Source organism: Rhodococcus maanshanensis NBRC 100610, assembly GCF_001894865.1.
Lineage (GTDB): Bacteria > Actinomycetota > Actinomycetes > Mycobacteriales > Mycobacteriaceae > Rhodococcus_G > Rhodococcus_G maanshanensis.
Genome location: NZ_BCXA01000030.1, coordinates 1 through 16958, shown reverse-complemented (window position 1 = coordinate 16958; position 16958 = coordinate 1). Strand labels below are relative to the sequence as shown.

General features: G+C 71.3%; 17 protein-coding genes. 11 read left to right on the top strand and 6 right to left on the bottom strand.

The genetic code is table 11. The annotated features are described in order from the left end of the window. Positions 1-20: 20 nt before the first annotated feature. From RM1_RS15345 to RM1_RS15330, 4 genes are read right to left on the bottom strand one after another with little or no spacing between them, the layout of a single operon-like run. Positions 21-944 (bottom strand): alpha/beta hydrolase family protein, encoded by a 924-nt coding sequence (locus RM1_RS15345; RefSeq protein WP_072752499.1) that lies wholly within the window; start codon positions 942-944, stop codon positions 21-23. Then, positions 941-2113 (bottom strand): thiolase family protein, encoded by a 1173-nt coding sequence (locus tag RM1_RS15340; protein WP_072752497.1) that lies wholly within the window; start codon positions 2111-2113, stop codon positions 941-943. Before RM1_RS15340 ends, RM1_RS15345 begins: the two co-directional genes overlap by 4 nt. Then, entirely contained in the window at positions 2110-2874 is a 765-nt protein-coding gene (locus RM1_RS15335; RefSeq protein ID WP_072752495.1) for a thioesterase family protein, read from the bottom strand. The genes RM1_RS15340 and RM1_RS15335 overlap by 4 nt, the downstream gene beginning before the upstream one ends. Further along, the gene (locus tag RM1_RS15330) at positions 2871-4334 is read right to left on the bottom strand and encodes an MFS transporter (RefSeq protein ID WP_072752493.1); all 1464 of its coding nucleotides are present in this window, start codon (positions 4332-4334) and stop codon (positions 2871-2873) included. Before RM1_RS15330 ends, RM1_RS15335 begins: the two co-directional genes overlap by 4 nt. 56 nt (positions 4335-4390) lie before the next feature. Here RM1_RS15330 and RM1_RS15325 point away from each other — a divergent pair, with 56 nt between their 5' ends. Continuing rightward, a complete protein-coding gene (locus RM1_RS15325) occupies positions 4391-4897 on the top strand; it encodes a winged helix-turn-helix transcriptional regulator (protein WP_072752491.1) in 507 nt (168 codons plus the stop codon). A 51-nt stretch (positions 4898-4948) separates the two neighbouring features. Here RM1_RS15325 and RM1_RS15320 read toward each other — a convergent pair whose 3' ends face one another. Then, positions 4949-5728, bottom strand: coding sequence for a site-2 protease family protein (locus RM1_RS15320; RefSeq protein ID WP_072752490.1), 780 nt, complete (start codon positions 5726-5728; stop codon positions 4949-4951). Positions 5729-5857: 129 nt separating this feature from the next. On the opposite strand from RM1_RS15320, the gene RM1_RS15315 reads away from it, so the two are divergent. Further along, the gene (locus tag RM1_RS15315; RefSeq protein ID WP_072752488.1) at positions 5858-6868 is read left to right on the top strand and encodes a glutamate ABC transporter substrate-binding protein; all 1011 of its coding nucleotides are present in this window, start codon (positions 5858-5860) and stop codon (positions 6866-6868) included. Between the two features lie 2 nt (positions 6869-6870). Here RM1_RS15315 and RM1_RS15310 read toward each other — a convergent pair whose 3' ends face one another. Then, positions 6871-7551, bottom strand: a complete 681-nt coding sequence (locus tag RM1_RS15310; protein WP_245816367.1) for a hypothetical protein — start codon at positions 7549-7551, stop codon at positions 6871-6873. 185 nt (positions 7552-7736) lie between these two features. Here RM1_RS15310 and RM1_RS15305 point away from each other — a divergent pair, with 185 nt between their 5' ends. From RM1_RS15305 to RM1_RS15270, 9 genes are all read left to right on the top strand, one after another. After that, a complete protein-coding gene (locus RM1_RS15305; protein ID WP_072752484.1) occupies positions 7737-8276 on the top strand; it encodes a hypothetical protein in 540 nt (179 codons plus the stop codon). 55 nt (positions 8277-8331) lie between these two features. Next, positions 8332-9006, top strand: coding sequence for an ATP-binding protein (locus tag RM1_RS25925; protein ID WP_083576742.1), 675 nt, complete (start codon positions 8332-8334; stop codon positions 9004-9006). Next, positions 9003-10931, top strand: coding sequence for a LuxR C-terminal-related transcriptional regulator (locus tag RM1_RS15300; RefSeq protein WP_083576741.1), 1929 nt, complete (start codon positions 9003-9005; stop codon positions 10929-10931). The genes RM1_RS25925 and RM1_RS15300 overlap by 4 nt, the downstream gene beginning before the upstream one ends. Positions 10932-11011: 80 nt before the next feature. Then, a complete protein-coding gene (locus RM1_RS15295) occupies positions 11012-12136 on the top strand; it encodes an alpha/beta hydrolase family protein (protein WP_072752482.1) in 1125 nt (374 codons plus the stop codon). A 2-nt stretch (positions 12137-12138) separates the two neighbouring features. Further along, entirely contained in the window at positions 12139-12501 is a 363-nt protein-coding gene (locus RM1_RS15290; RefSeq protein WP_072752480.1) for a hypothetical protein, read from the top strand. Continuing rightward, on the top strand, positions 12498-13112 hold the full coding sequence (locus RM1_RS15285; RefSeq protein ID WP_072752479.1) for a hypothetical protein: 615 nt from the start codon (positions 12498-12500) through the stop codon (positions 13110-13112). The genes RM1_RS15290 and RM1_RS15285 overlap by 4 nt, the downstream gene beginning before the upstream one ends. Next, positions 13109-14965 (top strand): metallophosphoesterase family protein, encoded by a 1857-nt coding sequence (locus tag RM1_RS15280; protein WP_072752477.1) that lies wholly within the window; start codon positions 13109-13111, stop codon positions 14963-14965. The genes RM1_RS15285 and RM1_RS15280 overlap by 4 nt, the downstream gene beginning before the upstream one ends. Continuing rightward, a complete protein-coding gene (locus RM1_RS15275; RefSeq protein ID WP_072752475.1) occupies positions 14965-16527 on the top strand; it encodes a GMC oxidoreductase in 1563 nt (520 codons plus the stop codon). Before RM1_RS15280 ends, RM1_RS15275 begins: the two co-directional genes overlap by 1 nt. Before the next feature lie 123 nt (positions 16528-16650). Next, positions 16651-16944, top strand: a complete 294-nt coding sequence (locus tag RM1_RS15270; RefSeq protein ID WP_072752473.1) for a hypothetical protein — start codon at positions 16651-16653, stop codon at positions 16942-16944. Positions 16945-16958: the final 14 nt, after the last annotated feature.

The following is a 16958-nucleotide window of genomic DNA, read 5'->3' as shown; positions in this document are numbered from 1 at the left end:
TCCTTCCCACCGGTGGGCGATCAGATCTCGGCCCGGCGTTCCGCGGCCGTCGGCCACGGGTTCACCCCGTGGTTCAGCCACTCGGCTGTACCACGCCAGAACCCGTCCCGGTGCCGGTCGTGGAAGAGCCCGAAGTGCCCGATCGCGTTGTGCCCGAGGCTCTCCGGCCGCAGCTCCACCCTGGCCCGATCGCTGCCCCGGTAGTACCGGAGGGCTCGCTCGAGGGCGGCGGGGGTGCCGAACTCGTCGTCCGTGGTGGCCACCGCCAGGATCGGCGCCCGCACGGCGGCGAACCGGCGTCGCACCTCGGCTCGCTCGCCGCGCGGATAGCTGGACTCCATCGCGGCCCGACGGAAGGCCCACTCGCGGGCCACGCCCGCGGGCAGGTCCTCGAGCCAGCCGAGCCGGCGACCGGGGAAGTATCCGTACGCGGCGGTGAGTGCAGGCATCGCCAGGTGCCACTTCGCGAGCAGGCCAATCCGGCTCCGTCGCGCGTAGTCGCGCCAGTACGCGTACTGCGCGCCGACGGTGAGCATCCGGTCCACGTGCACCGCGCCCGCCGCGAACCCGGGCAGGAACCCGCCGATGCTGTGCCCGACCACGGCCAGCGGACGGTTCGGCTCCTGCGCCCGCGCGAAGGCCACCGCCGCGTCGAAGTCCTGCTCGCCCCACGCCCGCCATGGAATAGCGGCGCCGCGCAGCGTGCCGGGCGGCCGGGACTCGCCGATGCCGCGATAGTCGTAGGTGAGCACCGGCGAGCCGAGTTCGGCCAGGTACCGCGCGTACCGGTGGTAGTAGCGGGCCAGCACCCCGGTGGCGCAGTTGACGATCACCATCGGCGCGTCCGTACCCGCGATCGCGGGGTCGAACATGTGCCCGCCCAGCACGACGCCGTCCCGGCACCCGAAGGTGACGGGACGGGTCGTGACCTCGGTGGATGTCACGGCAGACGTTCGATGACCGTCGCGTTCGCCATGCCGCCAGCCTCGCACATGGTCTGCAGGCCGTAGCGGGCGCCGCCCTGCTCCATCGCTCCGACCAGGGTGGTGAGCAGGCGCGCACCGCTCGCGCCCAGCGGGTGACCGAGGGCGAGCGCGCCCCCGTGCACGTTCACCTTGTCGAGGTCGGCGCCGGTCTCTCGCGCCCAGGCCAGCACCACCGAGGCGAAAGCCTCGTTCACCTCGAACAGGTCGATGTCCGCCAGAGTCAGCCCGGCCCGCCGCAGCACCTTCTCGGTGGCCGGGATGATCGCGGTGAGCATGTACAGCGGATCGTCGCCCGCGACCGCGAAGCTGTGCAGCCGCGCCAGTGGGGTGAGCCCGAGGCGGGCCGCGGTCTCGCTGGTGGTGATGAGCACCGCGGCGCTGCCGTCGCTGAGGGGGCTGGAGTTGCCCGCCGTGATCCCCCAGTCGATCTGCGGAAACCGCTGCGCCGCGGCCTCGCTGGTGAAGGCTGGGCGAAGGGTTGCCATCGACTCGAGCGTGCCGCCGGGCCGGATGGCCTCGTCGGTGGCGAGCTCGGGCAGCGCGGCGAGTTCCTTGGCGAACGCGCCGCCGACGGTGGCGCGGTTTGCCTTGGCGTGGCTGCGCAGCGCGAATTCGTCCATCTCGGACCGGGTGATGCCCCACCGTGCGGCGATCAACTCGGCGCTGATGCCCTGGGGCACAAGCCCGTCCGGGTAGCGCTCGGTGAACCGGATTCCGCGCCGATCGACACCCGAGCCGATGTTCGACCCCATGGGGGCGCGGCTCATCGACTCCACGCCGCAGGCGATCACCACGTCGTAGGCGCCGGAGATGACGCCCTGCGCGGCGAAGTGGACGGCCTGCTGGCTGCTGCCGCACTGCCGGTCGATCGTGGTGCCCGGCACCGATTCGGGGAAACCCGCGGCCAGCAGCGCGGTGCGGGTGATGTTGGCGGCCTGCTGGTCCACCTGGGTGACGCAGCCGCCGATCACGTCGTCGACGAGCGCCGGGTCGATGCCGGTGCGGTCGACGAGCGCGGTCAGGCTGTGCGCGAGCAGGTCAACCGGGTGGATCCTGTGCAGCGCGCCGCCCGGCTTGCCCTTGCCGATCGGGGTGCGGACGGCGGCCGCGATCACGGCGTCTCTCATGACTGCTCCTTCGTGGTGGTGCCGCCGAGGATTCGGCGGAGCTGGCGTGCCTGTCCGGCGAGTTCACCTGTCGCGGTGTGAAGTTCGGCCTCGTCGACGCACAGATCGTCGGTCGCCCACACGGTGCGGTGCCGCAGCCGATACCAGCGCGAGGCCGGTGCGGCGGGTGGGAAGTGGGCGCTGAACTCGATGGTGGGGATCGGTACGGGTGCGGTGCGGGTGGCGTACAGGCCCGGCGGCAGGGCGTCGAGCAACACAGCCGCGAGCTCCTGCGGGGCGAAGTCGATGTCGGCGGTCAGGCGGATCCAGACGTCGAACTCCGGCGTCTCGCCGCCGGCGAACGGCCGGGCCGAGTTGATCGGCCGGATGTCGAGGTACTGCGAGAACGGTACGAAGTCGACCGGGATCTCCAGCGGAGGAAGCGATTCCGGGTCCACCTCGGACACGGCGGCGGGTCCGGGTGGCCAGCGCAGGGTGGTGTCGGGGGTACGGGCCAGCCGGACGACCGCGGTCGCGGCCTCGCCGAGGCGCGTCCGGACGCCTGCCGAGCGGCCGCCCCGCAGCACCTCCGCGTCCACGGTGAACGGGCCGGCGGGGACCGGGGCGTACAGGTGGGCGGTGACCGCGATCGGGGTGGCGTCGAGGGCGCCTGCGGCACCGCGCAGGAGCGCGGCGACGACCAGGCCGCCGTGGATGCCGCCGAAACCCCGCCACGAGTCGTCGAAGATCGTCGGGAACGCGGTGTTCGTGGTGGTGGTCATCGCAATGCCTCTGCGGTTTCGGTTGTCGGGTGGACGGGGGAATCGGTGGAAGGTGCCTGCGCGGTGATGCCGAGCGCGGCGCCGGCAGCGAGCACCGAGACCGCCGCGACGGACCACCAGGAGTGCGTGAAAGCCGTTTTGGCGGAATCGAATCCGATGGGTGTGCCCAGGATGGCGACGAGGGCGCTGATACCGACGACCGCGCCGATCTGCCGGTGCATGGTGACCACGGCGCTGCCGGTGGCCGCGCGGTCCTGCGGCAGGCCTGCGGTGGCGGTGGCCAGCACGGTCGGCAGCGCGAGGCCGACCCCGACGCCCGCGATCAGCCAGCCGGGCAGGATCTGCGTCGCGTAGGCCGGATCGGGTCCGACGGAGGCCGCGACGAGCACCGCGCCGCCGCCCCACAGCAGGCAGCCGAGGGCGGCGATCCGGCCCGCGTCGATCCGGGAGGAGAGCCGCTGCGCGACGATCGCGAACACCGGCACCATCAGCGGGCCCGGTGCGATCGCCATGCCGGTGCGCAGCGCCGAGTAGTCCCAGACCGTCTGCATCCAGAGGATGGTCGCCAGCAGCGCGGCGGCGAACCCGGCGTTGAAGAGCAGCATCGCGGCGTTGGACCACGCGAAGCTGCGCACCCGGAGCATGGCGGGGTCGAGGATCGGGGCGCCGCCGCGACCGTTGCGGATCCAGAACGCGGCCCCCGAGACCAGCGCGACGGCGAGCGCGCCCAGTACGCCCGCGCTCGACCAGCCCCAGTCGGGCCCCTCGACCAGAGCGAGGGCGAGTGCCCCGACCGCCGCGGTGAGCAGGGCGGCGGCGAGGACGTCGGGATGGTCGGCGTCGCGGTCGCGGGACTCGGGGATCGAGCGGGCCGCCAGCACCAGGAACGCGATCCCGATCGGCACGTTGATCAGGAAAACCCAGCGCCAGGACGCGGCGACCAGGATGCCGCCGATCACGGGACCCGCCGCGGCGGCGACGGCGCCCGCAGCGGCCCAGATGCGCACCGATGCGGAGCGTCGCTCGGCGGGCAGGACGGTGAGGATCAGGGCGAGGCTTGCCGGGGTGAGCAGCGCGGCACCGATGGCCTGCGCGGCGCGGAAACCGATGAGGGACCACAGGTTCGGGGCCAGCGCGCAGGCCGCGCTCGCCGCGACGAACAGCCCGAGCCCGAGCAGGAAGCCGCGTCGTCGGCCCACCTTGTCCGCCCAGCGTCCCAGCGGGATCAGCAGCGCGGCGTAGAGGATCGCGTAGCCGTTGAGGATCCAGCTCAGGTCGGCAAGCGAGTGGCCGCGGAGCGGAGCTTGCGGAGCGACCGTGTTCGAGAAGTCGGCGCCGATCTCGTCGAACGCCACGTTGACGACGAACAGGTCGAGGCCGGCCAGGAAGCTGGCGCCGCAGAGGGCGAGGAGGACCGGGCCGGGGCGGACCGGTCGCGATAGCTGACTATGGAGTTCCATAGTCAGCACGCTACGAGCTGACTATGGATTACACAAGCCAGGGGTACGATGACGTCATGGGAGCGATTCATCTGGAGGGCGTACTGGCCGACCGGGACGCCTGGCAGGCAACGCGCTGCTCGATCGGCAAGGCGATGGAGGTCATCGGCACCCGGTCGGCGATGCTCATCATGCGAGAGGCCTACTACGGCACAACGCGATTTGACGACTTCGCGGCCCGCGTCGGGATCACAGAGGCGGTCGCGTCGGCGCGGCTGCGCGAGCTCGCCGATGCCGGGCTGCTCGAGCGCAGCCCCTACCGCGAGCCAGGGCAGCGCACCAGGCACGAGTATCTGCTCACCGAGATGGGGCGCGATCTGCTGCCGGCGGTGCTGGCACTGATGCAGTGGGGCGACAAATACCTGCAGGACGGCAAGGGTGCGCCCCTTGATCTGGTCGAGAACGACACCGGCGAGCCGGTGCGGGTGGAGGTGCGCGGCGAGTCGGGGCGCGCGATGCCGCTCGAGGGGCTGCGGATCCGCCCTGGGGAGCAGTACCGCGCTAGGCGGCTACGCCGCCCGTGAGTGCCCGACGAGTCCCTGCACTCACCAAGCGCGCACGGGCGGCGGAGCCGCCTACAGCCAGAAGCGCATCAGGTAGTTGCCGTACTGCGCCCAGACCTCCGGCACCCCGGACAGGCCGAACAGCCAGTAGATGGCGTCGAAGAACACCCGGTTGACCGACGGCACGAACAGGAACGCCACCAGGAACAGGATGCCGAGGCCCTTGTACTGGTCGAGGGCGCGACGGGTCTGCGGGGACAGCGAGGGCTCCAGCGCCCCGTACCCGTCCAGCCCCGGCACCGGGAGCAGGTTCAGCACCGTCGCCATCACCTGCAGGAACGCCAGGAAGCTCAGGCCGTACCAGAAGACCTTGTGGTCGCCGCCGAGGCCGAACAGCCGGATGACCACCAGGAGCAGCACCGCCGCGGCCGCGTTGACCGCCGGACCGGCCAGCGAGATCTGCCGCTGCACCCGGGCCGGCAGACCCGCGGTGCGCAGATAGACGGCGCCGCCGGGCAGCCCGATGCCGCCGAGCGCGATGAACAGCACCGGCAGCCCGATCGAGAGCAGCGGGTGGCTGTACTTGAGCGGGTTCAGCGTGAGGTACCCGCGGGCCTCCACCTCGTCGTCCCCGTGCCGCCACGCGGTGTAGGCGTGGCCGAACTCGTGCAGGCACACCGTCACCACCCAACCCGCGATGACCAGCAGGAAGACGCCGAAGTGCGCGAGCGTGGAGTTCGGGGCGGCATTCCAGGAGAGCGCGCCGCCGAGCACGGCCAGCGCGAGCACGCCGTAGAAGACCGGGCTCGGGCGTATCGCGACCCTCCGAGTGGGGGCGCCGGGAAAGGTCATGCGCTCAGTATCACCCGTGCCCGCGTCCGCGTCGCGGTCGGCGAGGTGTGGCCGGATTCCTTCCGCTCGCGGCCCCCGAGCGGAAAGATGGCGGGTACGAGCGTCAACCAATGCCCAATTGGGGGTGTGATGTCGGGACGAGGAACGGGGCACCAGCCGCACCTCGTCGCCCTGCTGCTCGCGGCGGGCGTGCTGCTGGCGGCGACGGGCTGTTCGTACGGTTCCCCCGACGGGTCGCCGACGGCGACCCCGACGTTCGGCCCACCGCTGCCGGGCGGCGCGCAGGTCCTCGAACCGGTCGGCGGGGCGCCCTCGAGCGAGCCGGCGCCGACGAGTTGCGACGCGACCGCCAGCCTGCGGCCCGGTCCGCCCACGACGCCGGGGTCGATGCCGCCCGGCGGCCCGCTTGCCCGCATCGCCGAACGCGGCAGGCTGATCGTCGCGACCGACCAGTCCACGAACCTGTTCAGCTTCCGCGATCCAGATTCGGGGCAGATCGCCGGATTTGATGTCGACGTCGCGAAGGAGATCGCCCGCGACCTCTTCGGCGACCCGTCGAAGGTCGAGTTCCAGATCAGGGACACCGTCGATCGCGAGCCCGCGCTCAGGGCCGGCTCGGTGGACCTGATCGTCAACGCCATGACGATCACCTGTGACCGGGCGGAGCGGATCGCCTTCTCGACCGTCTACCTTCAGGCCGCGCAACGGATCCTGGTGACCGAGGGGTCGGGAATCGGCGGCGTCGCGGACCTCGCGGGCAAGCGGGTGTGCACCGTGCCGAACACCACCTCGCTGGCCAACCTGCAGCGGCTCCAGCCGGCCGCCACCGTCCTCGCCACCGAAACCTGGGCGGATTGCCTTGTCGCACTGCAGCAACGACAGGTCGACGCGGCCACCACCGACGACGCGCTGCTGGCCGGTCTCGCGGAACAGGACCCGTACCTCGAGATCGTCGGGGGCAGCTTGGAACCGGAGCCGTACGGCATCGGGATCAACAGCGCGGACCAGGAACTGGTTCGTTTCGTCAACGGGACGCTCGATCGGATGCGCTCGGACGGGACCTGGGCGAGGCTGTACGACCGCTGGCTGTCGGTGTTGGGGCCTGCGCCCACGCCACCCGAGCCCCGGTACCGCGACTAGCGTCAGCGCACGAGCAACCAGTCCTGCGGGTGCCGATAGAAGCTGCACCGCTTCAGCGAGCGCGGGGTGGTGACGCCGTCGCGGGTGACGACGGCGGCCGTCGACCCCGTCTGCACGGCGCGCGCGCCGGTCCACCTCGGGCCGAGGAATCCCCAGCCGCGGCCGACGGTGGCGCGGACGCCAGGGGCCTCCAGGGTCGGCGCGACCCGCACCGACCGGACCGTCCCGGAGAACAACCGCGTCGAGTCCGCGTAGGTCTCGCCGACGAGCTCGCCGCCCTCGGGACCGGTGATGGTGGCGAGTCCGACCAGCGCGGTGCCCGAGTCGTCCCGGACCAGCGGCAGCGGAGCGGCCCGCCCCAGCACGGCCAGATCGGCGGCGGGGGAGCCGGTCGGGAGCCGGTACAGCCGGGTGGCGGCGGTTCGCGTCGCCGTGACGTAGGCCAGCTCGACGGACAGGCGCTCGCTCCGCATCAGTCGGGTCAGTGCCGCGGCCAGGGCGGCGTCCTCGCCGACGACGATCAGTCGGGGCGCGGACGTGGACCGTTCGCCCAGCTCGTCGAGCCGGGGGAGCAGCTCGTCGAAGTCCGGCTTGGCGGGGACGGCGGGTGCGGTGACCGTGGCGAGCTCCGCCAGCCGGGGTGGGACGGGCGCGTCACCGCAGGCGAGCACGAGACAGGTCAAGGTTCTGCTCCCGGTTCGGGTCGGGCGGTCGACCGTAGGTCACATTCGTACAACCAGACGATACGAAGGTGACATTCGGTCGACCAAACCGGGCACGCGGACATAACGAGTACCTCACTACTCGTGCCATCGGCGCGCCGCGGCAATAGCGTCGAGGTCAGACGACCAACCGACCGGAGATCCCCATGCAGATCACGATGCCGACGACCCGAGACCATCCCGACACCCTTGCCCGGACCATCCGGTTCTGCAGGTCAGGACTCGTCGCGGCGGCAGCCGAGATGCACGGCGAGGGCGATGCGGTACGAGCCGCTGACCTCGAGGCGGCCAGGCGTCTGCTCGACCTCGGGATCGGGCAGATGTGCACCCCGTCCGGACTGAACTCCAGGCGCTTCCAGGTACAGCCGCGCGGGATGCGGATCGGCAGGGCCAGGACCGACCGGCTCGTCGCGCGGGCCGACACCCTGCGGTTCATGGTGGACCTCCCCTCGGGCTCAGGCCCGGAATCGTGGGACGAGACGCTCACGGTGACCTGGTTCAACATGTCCACCCTCGAGGGCGGAACGCACCCGCTCGACAACTTCACTGCCGAGAACTCACCGGAACCGGCAAGCCGTTCGGCGCTGGTGCGGACCGGGGTCGGGGTGATCGTCGCCGCGATCGACGGCTCGGATGACGACGGCGGTCCTTCGCATCGGCCCGGGTTCGTTCTCATTGCGGAGTAACGGCACTCTCATCGCTGAGTAACGGCATTTCAGCGCCAGAGCTTAGAATCCGGCCATGGTCTTCGCGTGGCCCACGGTGAATCGGGACGACGAGCTCCGCACCGTGGTGTCCACGTTGCGCAATCGGCGGGGTCCGTGGGGTGCCGTGCTCACCGGCGAGGCCGGGGTCGGCAAGACCACACTGGCCAGGGCGGCCGTCGGAGCCTTCGCCGGTGAACGCCGTTGGGCCGCGGGCACGGAATCGGCACGCGCCGTGCCGCTCGGCGCATTCGCCCACCTCGTCGGCGTGTCGAGCCCGATGGACGCGGCCTCGGTGCTGCGCGCGGCCAGGGAGCATCTCGTCGCCGACGGCGCCGACATCGTGATCGGCGTCGACGACGCGCACCTGCTCGATCGGCTCTCTGCGACATTCGTGCACCAGCTCGCCGTCAACCGGATCGCGCCGCTCGTGGTCACCGTCCGGACCGGGGAACCGGTGCCGGACGCGATCACAGCCCTGTGGAAGGACAACCTGCTCACCCGGGTGGAGTTGCCCCCGTTCACGCGGGCGGAGGCGGTCTCGCTGGTCGAATCGGTGCTCGGAGGGCCGGTCGAGGAGTCGAGCGCCAATCGGATCTTCGTGATGTCGGAGGGCAATCCGCTGTTCCTGCGGCACGTCGTGGAGGGCGCGCTGGAGGCGGCACGCTGCGTGAGGTCGCCGGGGTCTGGCAGCTCCGCGGCGAGACCGTGATCAGCCCGCACCTGAGCACGCTGATCGAGTCGCGGATCGATCACCTGGACCCCGAGCTGCGGCACGTGCTGGAACTGCTGGCGTTTCAGGAGCCGCTCTCGCTCGAGGTGCTCTCGAAGCTCAGCGCCCCCGAGACGGTCGAGGCGGCGGAGAACGAGGGCCTGGTCCGGGTGCGCCGTCGCGACGACTCCGGGCTGACGGTGAAGTTGGCGCACCCGCTGTACGGCGAGGTGGTGCGCGCGGGCACCGGCATCCTCGCCGCGCGGCGGCTGCGCGGCGAGATGGCGCGTCAGATCGCGGACCATCCGCCCGCCCACGTGAGCGATCGGATCCGGTTGGCCGCCCTCGCGCTCGACAGCGACTCGCCCCCGGAGGCCGAGCTGCTGATCTCCGCGGCCAGGGATGCGCTCACCCTCGGCGAACTGGTCCTCGGGGAGCGGCTCGCACGCGGGGCGATGGCGATGGGCGCCGGGTTCGCGGCGGCCCTTCCGCTCGCCCACTCGCTGGCCTGGCAGGGGCGCGGCACGGAGGCCGAGGCCGTGCTCGGCCCGATCGACACCACCTCCCTCGGCGAGTTCGACCTGCTGCTGTGGTGCCTGCCCCGGTCGGCGAACCTGTTCTGGATGCTCGGCAGGCCCGACGAGGCCGCCTCGGTGATGGCCACGGTGCGCGCCAGGCTCTCCAATCCGGCGGCGGTGAACCTGCTGGACGCGCTGGAAGCGATGTTCGCCGTGTACGCCGCGCAACCCGCGGCGGCGACGGCGAGCATCTACGAGGTGATCGATTCGCCCGTCGCGCTGCCGCTCGCGAAGGCATGGGCGGGTGCGAGCGGGGCCCTGGCCACCGCGTATCTGGGCCGGTTCGACGAGGTCCCGTCGTTCGCCGAGCGCGGGTTGGCGGCGGCTGCGGAGTCCGAGACCGGGTTGCTGCGCTTCACCATCGGGCTCGGCCAGGTGTACACGCAGACGATGTCGGGTGAGCTCGACGCGGCGGAGGAGCTCGCGCGACACTACGTCGACTTCGCCGAGATGCAACAGCCGGGCCGCTCGCTCGGTGGCGTGCTGCTGGGCCGGGTGCTGTTCGTGAAGGGCGCGCTGGCCGCCGCGGAGACCGAATTCCGCCAGGCGGCAGCGGTTCTCGAGGGAACCGGCTATTCGTGGGCCTTCCTGTCCGCGGCGTTCCTGTGTCAGTCCCTCGCCGCGCTCGGCCGGGCAGGGGAGGCCCGCGAGGAGTTGGTGCGCGCCGAGCGGCTGTTCGGCGCGAACACCGAGGTCTTCCGTTCGGACCTGGAGGTGACCAGGGCGTGGGTCGCGGCCAGCGAGTCCGACACCAGGCAGGCGATCGCCCATGCCAGGGCCGCCGCTGCCGCGGCGGCCGGGTCGGAACTGCTCGCGCAGGAGGGCCTGTGCCTGTACCTGGCCACCAGGTTCGGGGACGCGACCACCGCGCCGCGCCTGGCGGAGATCGCGGACCGGGTCCCCAGCCCCCTGCTCAAGGCCGCCGCCGCCCACGCGAGGGCGCTGGCGGACGGCGACGGGGAGGCGCTGGACACCATCGCCGGGAAGGTGGAGGAGGCGGGCGCCCTGCTCGCGGCGGCGGACGCAGCGGCGCAGGCGGCGGCGGCGCACGCGAGCGCAGGGAACCGCCGCGCCGAACTCGCCTCGACGGCCAATGCCAAGCGGATCGCGGACCTGTGCGGGGCCACCACGCCCGCACTCGCCGTGGTCGCGAAGCCGCTGCCGCTGACCGAGCGGGAACGGGAGGTCGCCTCGATGGTGGCGCTCGGCCTGTCCAACAAGGAGATCGCGGATCGCCTCGTGGTCTCCGTCCGCACGGTCGAGGGGCACATCTACCGTTCCTGCATCAAGCTGAACGTCGCGGACCGGGCCGCGCTGGCGGACGCGGTTCGGGTGGGAAGCAGGTAGCCGACTACGCGCGCCGTAATCGGACGTAGGCGACACAATGGAAGGGACAACAACCGCCCCTTCCGATGAACGGAGCCGTAATGCGGCGAACCAAGCGCAGACGGCTCGATCCTGCGCGACTCGACGGTGCCGCCTTCGCGCCGCCCGGTCCCCGACAGTCCGTCGCGCAACAGGCCCGGTTCGAGACCGTCCCCTTCCACACCACGGAGGAGGAGCCCCGCGAGCTCAACCTCAAGCACCTGCTGCCGGGGTCGACCACCCCAGGGGAAGGTCCGGTGCTGTTGATCGGCGGCACCAGCGTCCGCGCCGACATCTTCTCGCCGCCGACGGAGGACACGCTGCCGGAGTTCCTCGCCCGCGCCGGCTACGACGTGTGGATCCTCAACTGGCGGGCCAGCATCGACTTCGCCCCCAGCGAGTACCACCTCGACGACGCTGCCGTGTACGACCACCCCGCCGCCGTGCGGACGGTGCTCGAACGGACCGGCGCGGAGACCCTCAAAGCGGTGGTGCACTGCCAGGGCTCGACCAGCTTCATGATGTCCATCGTCTCCGGCCTGCTGCCGGAAGTGACGACGGTGGTGAGCAATTCGGTGGCACTGCACCCGCAGCTGACCTCCCTGTCGTTCCTGAAGCTGCCCCTCGCCGTCGCCACCTTCGGCAAGGTGATGCCCTACTTCAATCCGCAGTGGGGGCTGCACGCGCCGGGGTTCTGGCCCAAGGTGTTCGACTGGGCGGTACGGGCGACGCATCACGAATGCAACAACGCGGTGTGCAAGCACAGCAGCTTCACCTACGGCAGCAGCTTCCCGACGCTGTGGTCGCACGAGAACCTGGACGAGGCGACCCACGAGTGGATCAAGGGTGAGTTCGGCTTCGTCCCTGTCACCTTCTTCGCGCAGATGGCCGAATGCGCCGCCGCAGGCCACCTGGTGACGATGGGCAACTACCCGGATGTGCTGCCGAGCGATCTGTTCGCGCAGGCGCCGCAGACCGATGCCCGGTTCGCCTTCATGACCGGCGACCAGAACAACACCTTCCTGCCCTCGGGGATGGCGAAGACCTTCGACTACTTCGAGCGGATCGCGCCGGGGCGCCACGTGTTCCAGCAGATGCACGGGTACGGGCATCTCGACGTGTTCCTCGGCAGGCACGCCGCGCGGGACGTCTTTCCCTTCATCCTCGACGAACTGAACAGGGGCTGACGATGCCGCGTTCGCTGCTGTGGAGCCACCTGCTGCTGTTGCTCTGCGCCTCGCTGCTCATGGGTGCCGGACTGACCGCCGCACTCTCCGACGAGGCCACCGGTCCGCGGCCGCTGCCCGACGGATGGTTCCTCGCGCTCTCGCTGATCGCGTTGCTGACCGGGCTGCTGATGATGGGCACCGAATGGCTCAGCGGTCTCGGCTGGCCGCCGCGGGTCGCAGTGGTCGCCGGGCTGGCCGCGACGGCCATCGCCTACAAGACCGACTCGCTCAGCTCCGTCGCGGTGGTCCTGTGGTTCGTCCAGTGGGCCGCGGTGGCGTACTGGTTCTACCGGCTCGCCTTCGACGCCAGGGCGGACCGGTGAGCGGGCCGTCCGGTCGGCCCGTCGCCGGGATCCGCTTCGGCGAGACCATGACCGGGCAGCTCACGCCCGGCGAGACCGACCCGAGGTCGGGGTATCGCAACCCGGGCGCGTTCGGTGCGGTGGTGCGCGGGACGATCCACATCGAGGACCTCGGCGCGTTCCTGGACGACCCGCGCCACGAGGCGAGGCTGTCCGGCGAGGTCGACATCCCGTCGCTCGGTGGCCGATTCGAGTCCGACTCGGGGCGCTTCGGCCTGTTCACTCCCACGGAGCAGGCCCGGATGACCCACATGGTCTACGAACTCGGTGTGGACATCGACGGGGTCAGGCACTGGTTCCGAGGCCACAAGGAGATTCGGGTCGCGGGTCCGTGGCGGCTGTGGCCCGCCACCACCACCCTGCTGGTGACCCTGCACGAGGGGGATCGAGAGGGTCCGGTGGTGGCGGCGGGGATGCTGCGGCTGCGCCTGACGGCCTTCACGGCGCTGCTCGGCTCGCTCACCGTGACCGGTGGCGTGTCGATGTGGCGCCGGTGGGCGGCCGCGGGACGGTTCTCCGCGTTCTTCGCAGGCGGACTGATCTCCACCTATCTGCTGCGGCGGCGGGCATGACCGGGCCGTATCGGATGGCCGCCGGGCGGCTGACGATCAGTCCGCAGCGTAAGGTCGGCTGGTTCGAGGCCCGGCAACTCGTTGCCCTCGGTGCGCGCGCCGTCGCCGCATCGGTGATCGGCTCGATGAGTGGGCGCCGCGAGATCATGGCCGCGCTCGAGGCCGAACCGGCATTCTGCGCGGATTGTTCCGGCGCGGAAGAGATCTGGCTGGATTATCTGGCGGACACCGGCGACGGCTGGGATGCCACCGCCTCCGTCATGTGGCTGCTCGGCCGGGACGGACTGGTCGTCGCCGAACCGGGCGCGCAAGTGCCGCAGCGGGTGCCCGATGACTGCCGGACCGAGGGGCTGCCGCCCCCTGGCCCCGGCCAGACCGTGCTGCCCGCCGGCGAGGTGCTGTTGCTGGGCGGCGACCAGGTGTACCCGGCGGGGTCGAGTCAGCAGTACCAGCACCGGCTGGTCGATCCGATGCGCAGCGCCCGGATCGCACAGCCGAGGGGGCGCAGGCTCTTCGCCATTCCGGGAAACCACGACTGGTACGACGGCCTCACCGCGTTCATCCGCCAGTTCTGTCAATCACCCGACGGCAGAACCTGGTTCGGGGCCTGGGAGGCACAGCAGCGGCGCAGTTACTACGCGCTGCGGCTGCCGCACCGGTGGTGGGTCTGGGGCGTGGACACCGCGCTGGAGGACGACCTGGACCCGCCGCAGTACGACTACTTCCGGGCCCGCGCGCAGCAGCTGGAGCCGGGGGACCGGGTGATCCTCTGCGTGCCGAACCCGACGTGGATAGACGACGCCGCGGCCGGAACACCCGGCGGCCGAGTGGATTCCGCGACCGCCACGAAGCTCGACATCATCATGGACCTGGCCCGCAGGCCCGATCGCGACATCGAGGTGCCGCTGGTGCTCAGCGGCGACCACCATCACTACGTGCGCCACCACGGCACCGTGGGGGAGCAGGAGCGCCACTACATCGTGTGCGGCGGGGGTGGTGCATTCGCCCAGGGCACGATCGGCACGCCGGTGGACGTGTCGATGTCGGACGGACCCTCCTACGTCGGCTCCGCCCGACGGCAGGCGGCCTTCCCGACGGAGCGGCAGTCCGTCCGGCTGCGGCGCGGGGTGCTGGGCTTCGCGGCCTCGAACGTCTTCACCACCGCCGTGCTCACCGTGCTGTCCGGGTTCGCCGCGATGCTGCTGGGGGCAGGCGGCGGCAACGAGGGGATCCTCGGCGGTGTGCTCGGGACCCTGCAGGGGTTCGGACCGGCGGCGGTGTGCCTCGCCATCGTCGCGGCGCTGTCCGTGTTCGGGGTCAGCGGGTGCGCGCCCGGGATGCGTCCCGCCGCCGCGGGGGTCGTCGGCGGGGCGCACGCGCTGCTCCTGCTGACGGGTGGATTCCTGCTCGTGCGGTGGGTGCTGAGGGCAGGCCTCGCCTGGTGGCTCAGCGTCCCGATCTCGTTGGGCGCGCTCTACCTGTACTGCGGCACGCTTTTCGGTCTGTACCTGTTCCTGAGCCACAAGTTGCTGGGAATGCACAACCTGGAGGTCTATTCGGCGCAGGGCATCGAGGGCTACAAGTCCTTCCTCCGGATGCACATCTCCGCGCAGGGGCTGCGTGTCTATCCGGTCGGCCTGCACGCACAGTCGACCGGGTGGGTGGCGGCGCCTGGTGTGGAGTCCCGAGATGACCCGGCGCCGCGACGCCGGTTCCGCCGGACCCGGTCGGTGAGCCTGGACCTGCCGGAGGGGTGTCAGCGGGTCATCGACCCCGTCGAACCGCTGCGCCCGCACCTGATCGAGGGGCCGTTCCTGATACCCAACGGCGCCGCGCCCGGCGGCTCGCCGTGATGTACGACGTGGTGATCGTTGGCAGCGGGTTCGGCGGCGCGGTCGCGGCCTGCCGGCTCGCGGCGGCCGGGCGCAGCGTGCTGGTGCTCGAACGGGGCAGGCGATGGGAACCGGAGGACTATCCGCGCAGACCCGGCGACGCGTGGCTGTTCGATCCCCGTGCCCCACACCGGCGCAACGGGTGGCTGGAGCTGCGGTTCCTGGATCAGATGCTCGTCGCGCAGGGCGCGGGGGTCGGCGGGGGATCGCTGATCTACGCGAACGTGTGCATCGATGCCCGGCCGGAGGCGTTCGACTCCGGCTGGCCGTCCGCGATCACGGCGCAGGAGATGGCGCCGTACTACCGGGCCGTCTCCGACATGCTGACCCCGATGGAGATCCCCGCGGGCCAGCACACCGCCCGGCTCGAACTGATGCGGCGGGCCGCGGACGCCATCGGGGAGGGCGAGCGCTTCCAGAAGGTGCCCCTGGCGATCCGATTCGACCCGCAGTTCACGCCCGCCCCCGCGGAGACACCCGAGTACGAGAGGTCGGTGGTGGCGCGCAACGCCCATGGCCGCGAGCAGGGCACCTGCGTGCACTGCGGCAGCTGCGACGTCGGGTGTCCAACGAGGGCGAAGAACACCCTCGACCTGAACTACCTCGCGGCTGCGGAGAACTCCGGTGCCGTCATCGCGCCGCTGTCCCTTGCGCGGTATCTCTCGCGGGCGGACGGGGGCTGGCGCGTGCATTTCGATCATCTGGAGGGCGGGCGCCGCAGGCCCGACTCGGTGACGGCACGCCGGGTGATCCTCGCCGCCGGGTCACTCGGCTCCACGGAACTGCTCCTGCGCTCGCGCGACGAGCACCGGACGCTGCCGGACCTGCCGCGCGCCCTCGGCCGCGGTTGGAGCTCGAACGGGGACTTCCTCACCCCCTCCGGGTACCGCCGCACATCGATAGCGCCGACATCCGGTCCGACGATCACCTCGGCCATCGACTTCCTCGACGGTGCGCGCGGTGGGCGGTACTTCGTGGAGGACGGCGGGATCCCGAACCTGTTGCGGAACTGTTTCGAGCAGCGGCTGCGCGACGGTGTCGGTTCACCGTTGCGCCGCCGCATGTGGCTGCGCCTGTCGCGGGCCGGCGCCTTCGACTCGGTGATGCCGTGGTTCGGTCAGTCGGTCGACGCGGCGGACGGCTCCTTCTACCTCGGTCGCGGCCGGGTCCGGCCGTGGCGCCGGGTGGTGAAGCTGGACTGGAATCCGCACCGGTCCGAGACGGCGATCGGGGCGATGGCCGAGATGCACGGGCTGCTGACCGAGGCGACCGGGGGCAAGCCCAACCCGTTGCTCACCTGGAAGCGGTTTCGCGCCCTGGTGACGCCGCACCCGCTCGGCGGGTGCAACATGGCGGCCTCGCCCGCGGCCGGGGTCGTCGATCACGCGTGCCGGGTGTTCGGGCAGGACGGGCTCTACGTCATGGACGGCGCGGTGATACCGAGGGCGATCGGGCGGAACCCGTCGAAGACCATCGCCGCCGTCGCCGAACGCGCCGTCGCCCTGCTGCTCGCCGAGGACTGAACGCAGTGCGAACAGGCGGGTAGTGGACTACTGGTGCCGATGTCGGTGCGCGGTGTCACGATGGAGTCAGCACGAACGATAGACATGTGGGACGGATGAACCGAGGTGATTCCGATGACATGCATGACCGTCAGGGTCGTCAACACGACCAACGAGGAACTGCTGCTCGACGGCGGGCCACCGAGCCCTGTGCAGCCGCCGCCTCCGCAGCGGATCGGTCCGCACACGACCGACGAGTTCCGGACGGACACGGACCTGTGTTATCTGCTCGGCGGTGATCCGGATCGGGCGATCTTCATGCAGCTCAACGGCGCCGTCTGGGCGCCGCCCACCTCCTCGATCCGGGCCGCGGCCGGCCCTTCGGTGCTCGAGGTCCAGGTCAACCCCGCACCGTGGGTGCACGTGCACGTCGCCTGACCGGCCGCGCCGCC

Bases quoted from the DNA above. Each gene is read 5' to 3' on its own strand.
- RM1_RS15340 (WP_072752497.1), bottom strand. From the start codon at position 2,113: ATGAGAGACGCCGTGATCGCGGCCGCCGTCCGCACCCCGATCGGCAAG.
- RM1_RS15335 (WP_072752495.1), bottom strand. From the start codon at position 2,874: ATGACCACCACCACGAACACCGCGTTCCCGACGATCTTCGACGACTCG.
- RM1_RS15330 (WP_072752493.1), bottom strand. From the start codon at position 4,334: ATGGAACTCCATAGTCAGCTATCGCGACCGGTCCGCCCCGGCCCGGTC.
- RM1_RS15325 (WP_072752491.1), top strand. From the start codon at position 4,391: ATGGGAGCGATTCATCTGGAGGGCGTACTGGCCGACCGGGACGCCTGG.
- RM1_RS15320 (WP_072752490.1), bottom strand. From the start codon at position 5,728: ATGACCTTTCCCGGCGCCCCCACTCGGAGGGTCGCGATACGCCCGAGC.
- RM1_RS15315 (WP_072752488.1), top strand. From the start codon at position 5,858: ATGTCGGGACGAGGAACGGGGCACCAGCCGCACCTCGTCGCCCTGCTG.
- RM1_RS15305 (WP_072752484.1), top strand. From the start codon at position 7,737: ATGCAGATCACGATGCCGACGACCCGAGACCATCCCGACACCCTTGCC.
- RM1_RS25925 (WP_083576742.1), top strand. From the start codon at position 8,332: ATGGTCTTCGCGTGGCCCACGGTGAATCGGGACGACGAGCTCCGCACC.
- RM1_RS15295 (WP_072752482.1), top strand. From the start codon at position 11,012: ATGCGGCGAACCAAGCGCAGACGGCTCGATCCTGCGCGACTCGACGGT.
- RM1_RS15290 (WP_072752480.1), top strand. From the start codon at position 12,139: ATGCCGCGTTCGCTGCTGTGGAGCCACCTGCTGCTGTTGCTCTGCGCC.
- RM1_RS15280 (WP_072752477.1), top strand. From the start codon at position 13,109: ATGACCGGGCCGTATCGGATGGCCGCCGGGCGGCTGACGATCAGTCCG.
- RM1_RS15275 (WP_072752475.1), top strand. From the start codon at position 14,965: ATGTACGACGTGGTGATCGTTGGCAGCGGGTTCGGCGGCGCGGTCGCG.
- RM1_RS15270 (WP_072752473.1), top strand. From the start codon at position 16,651: ATGACCGTCAGGGTCGTCAACACGACCAACGAGGAACTGCTGCTCGAC.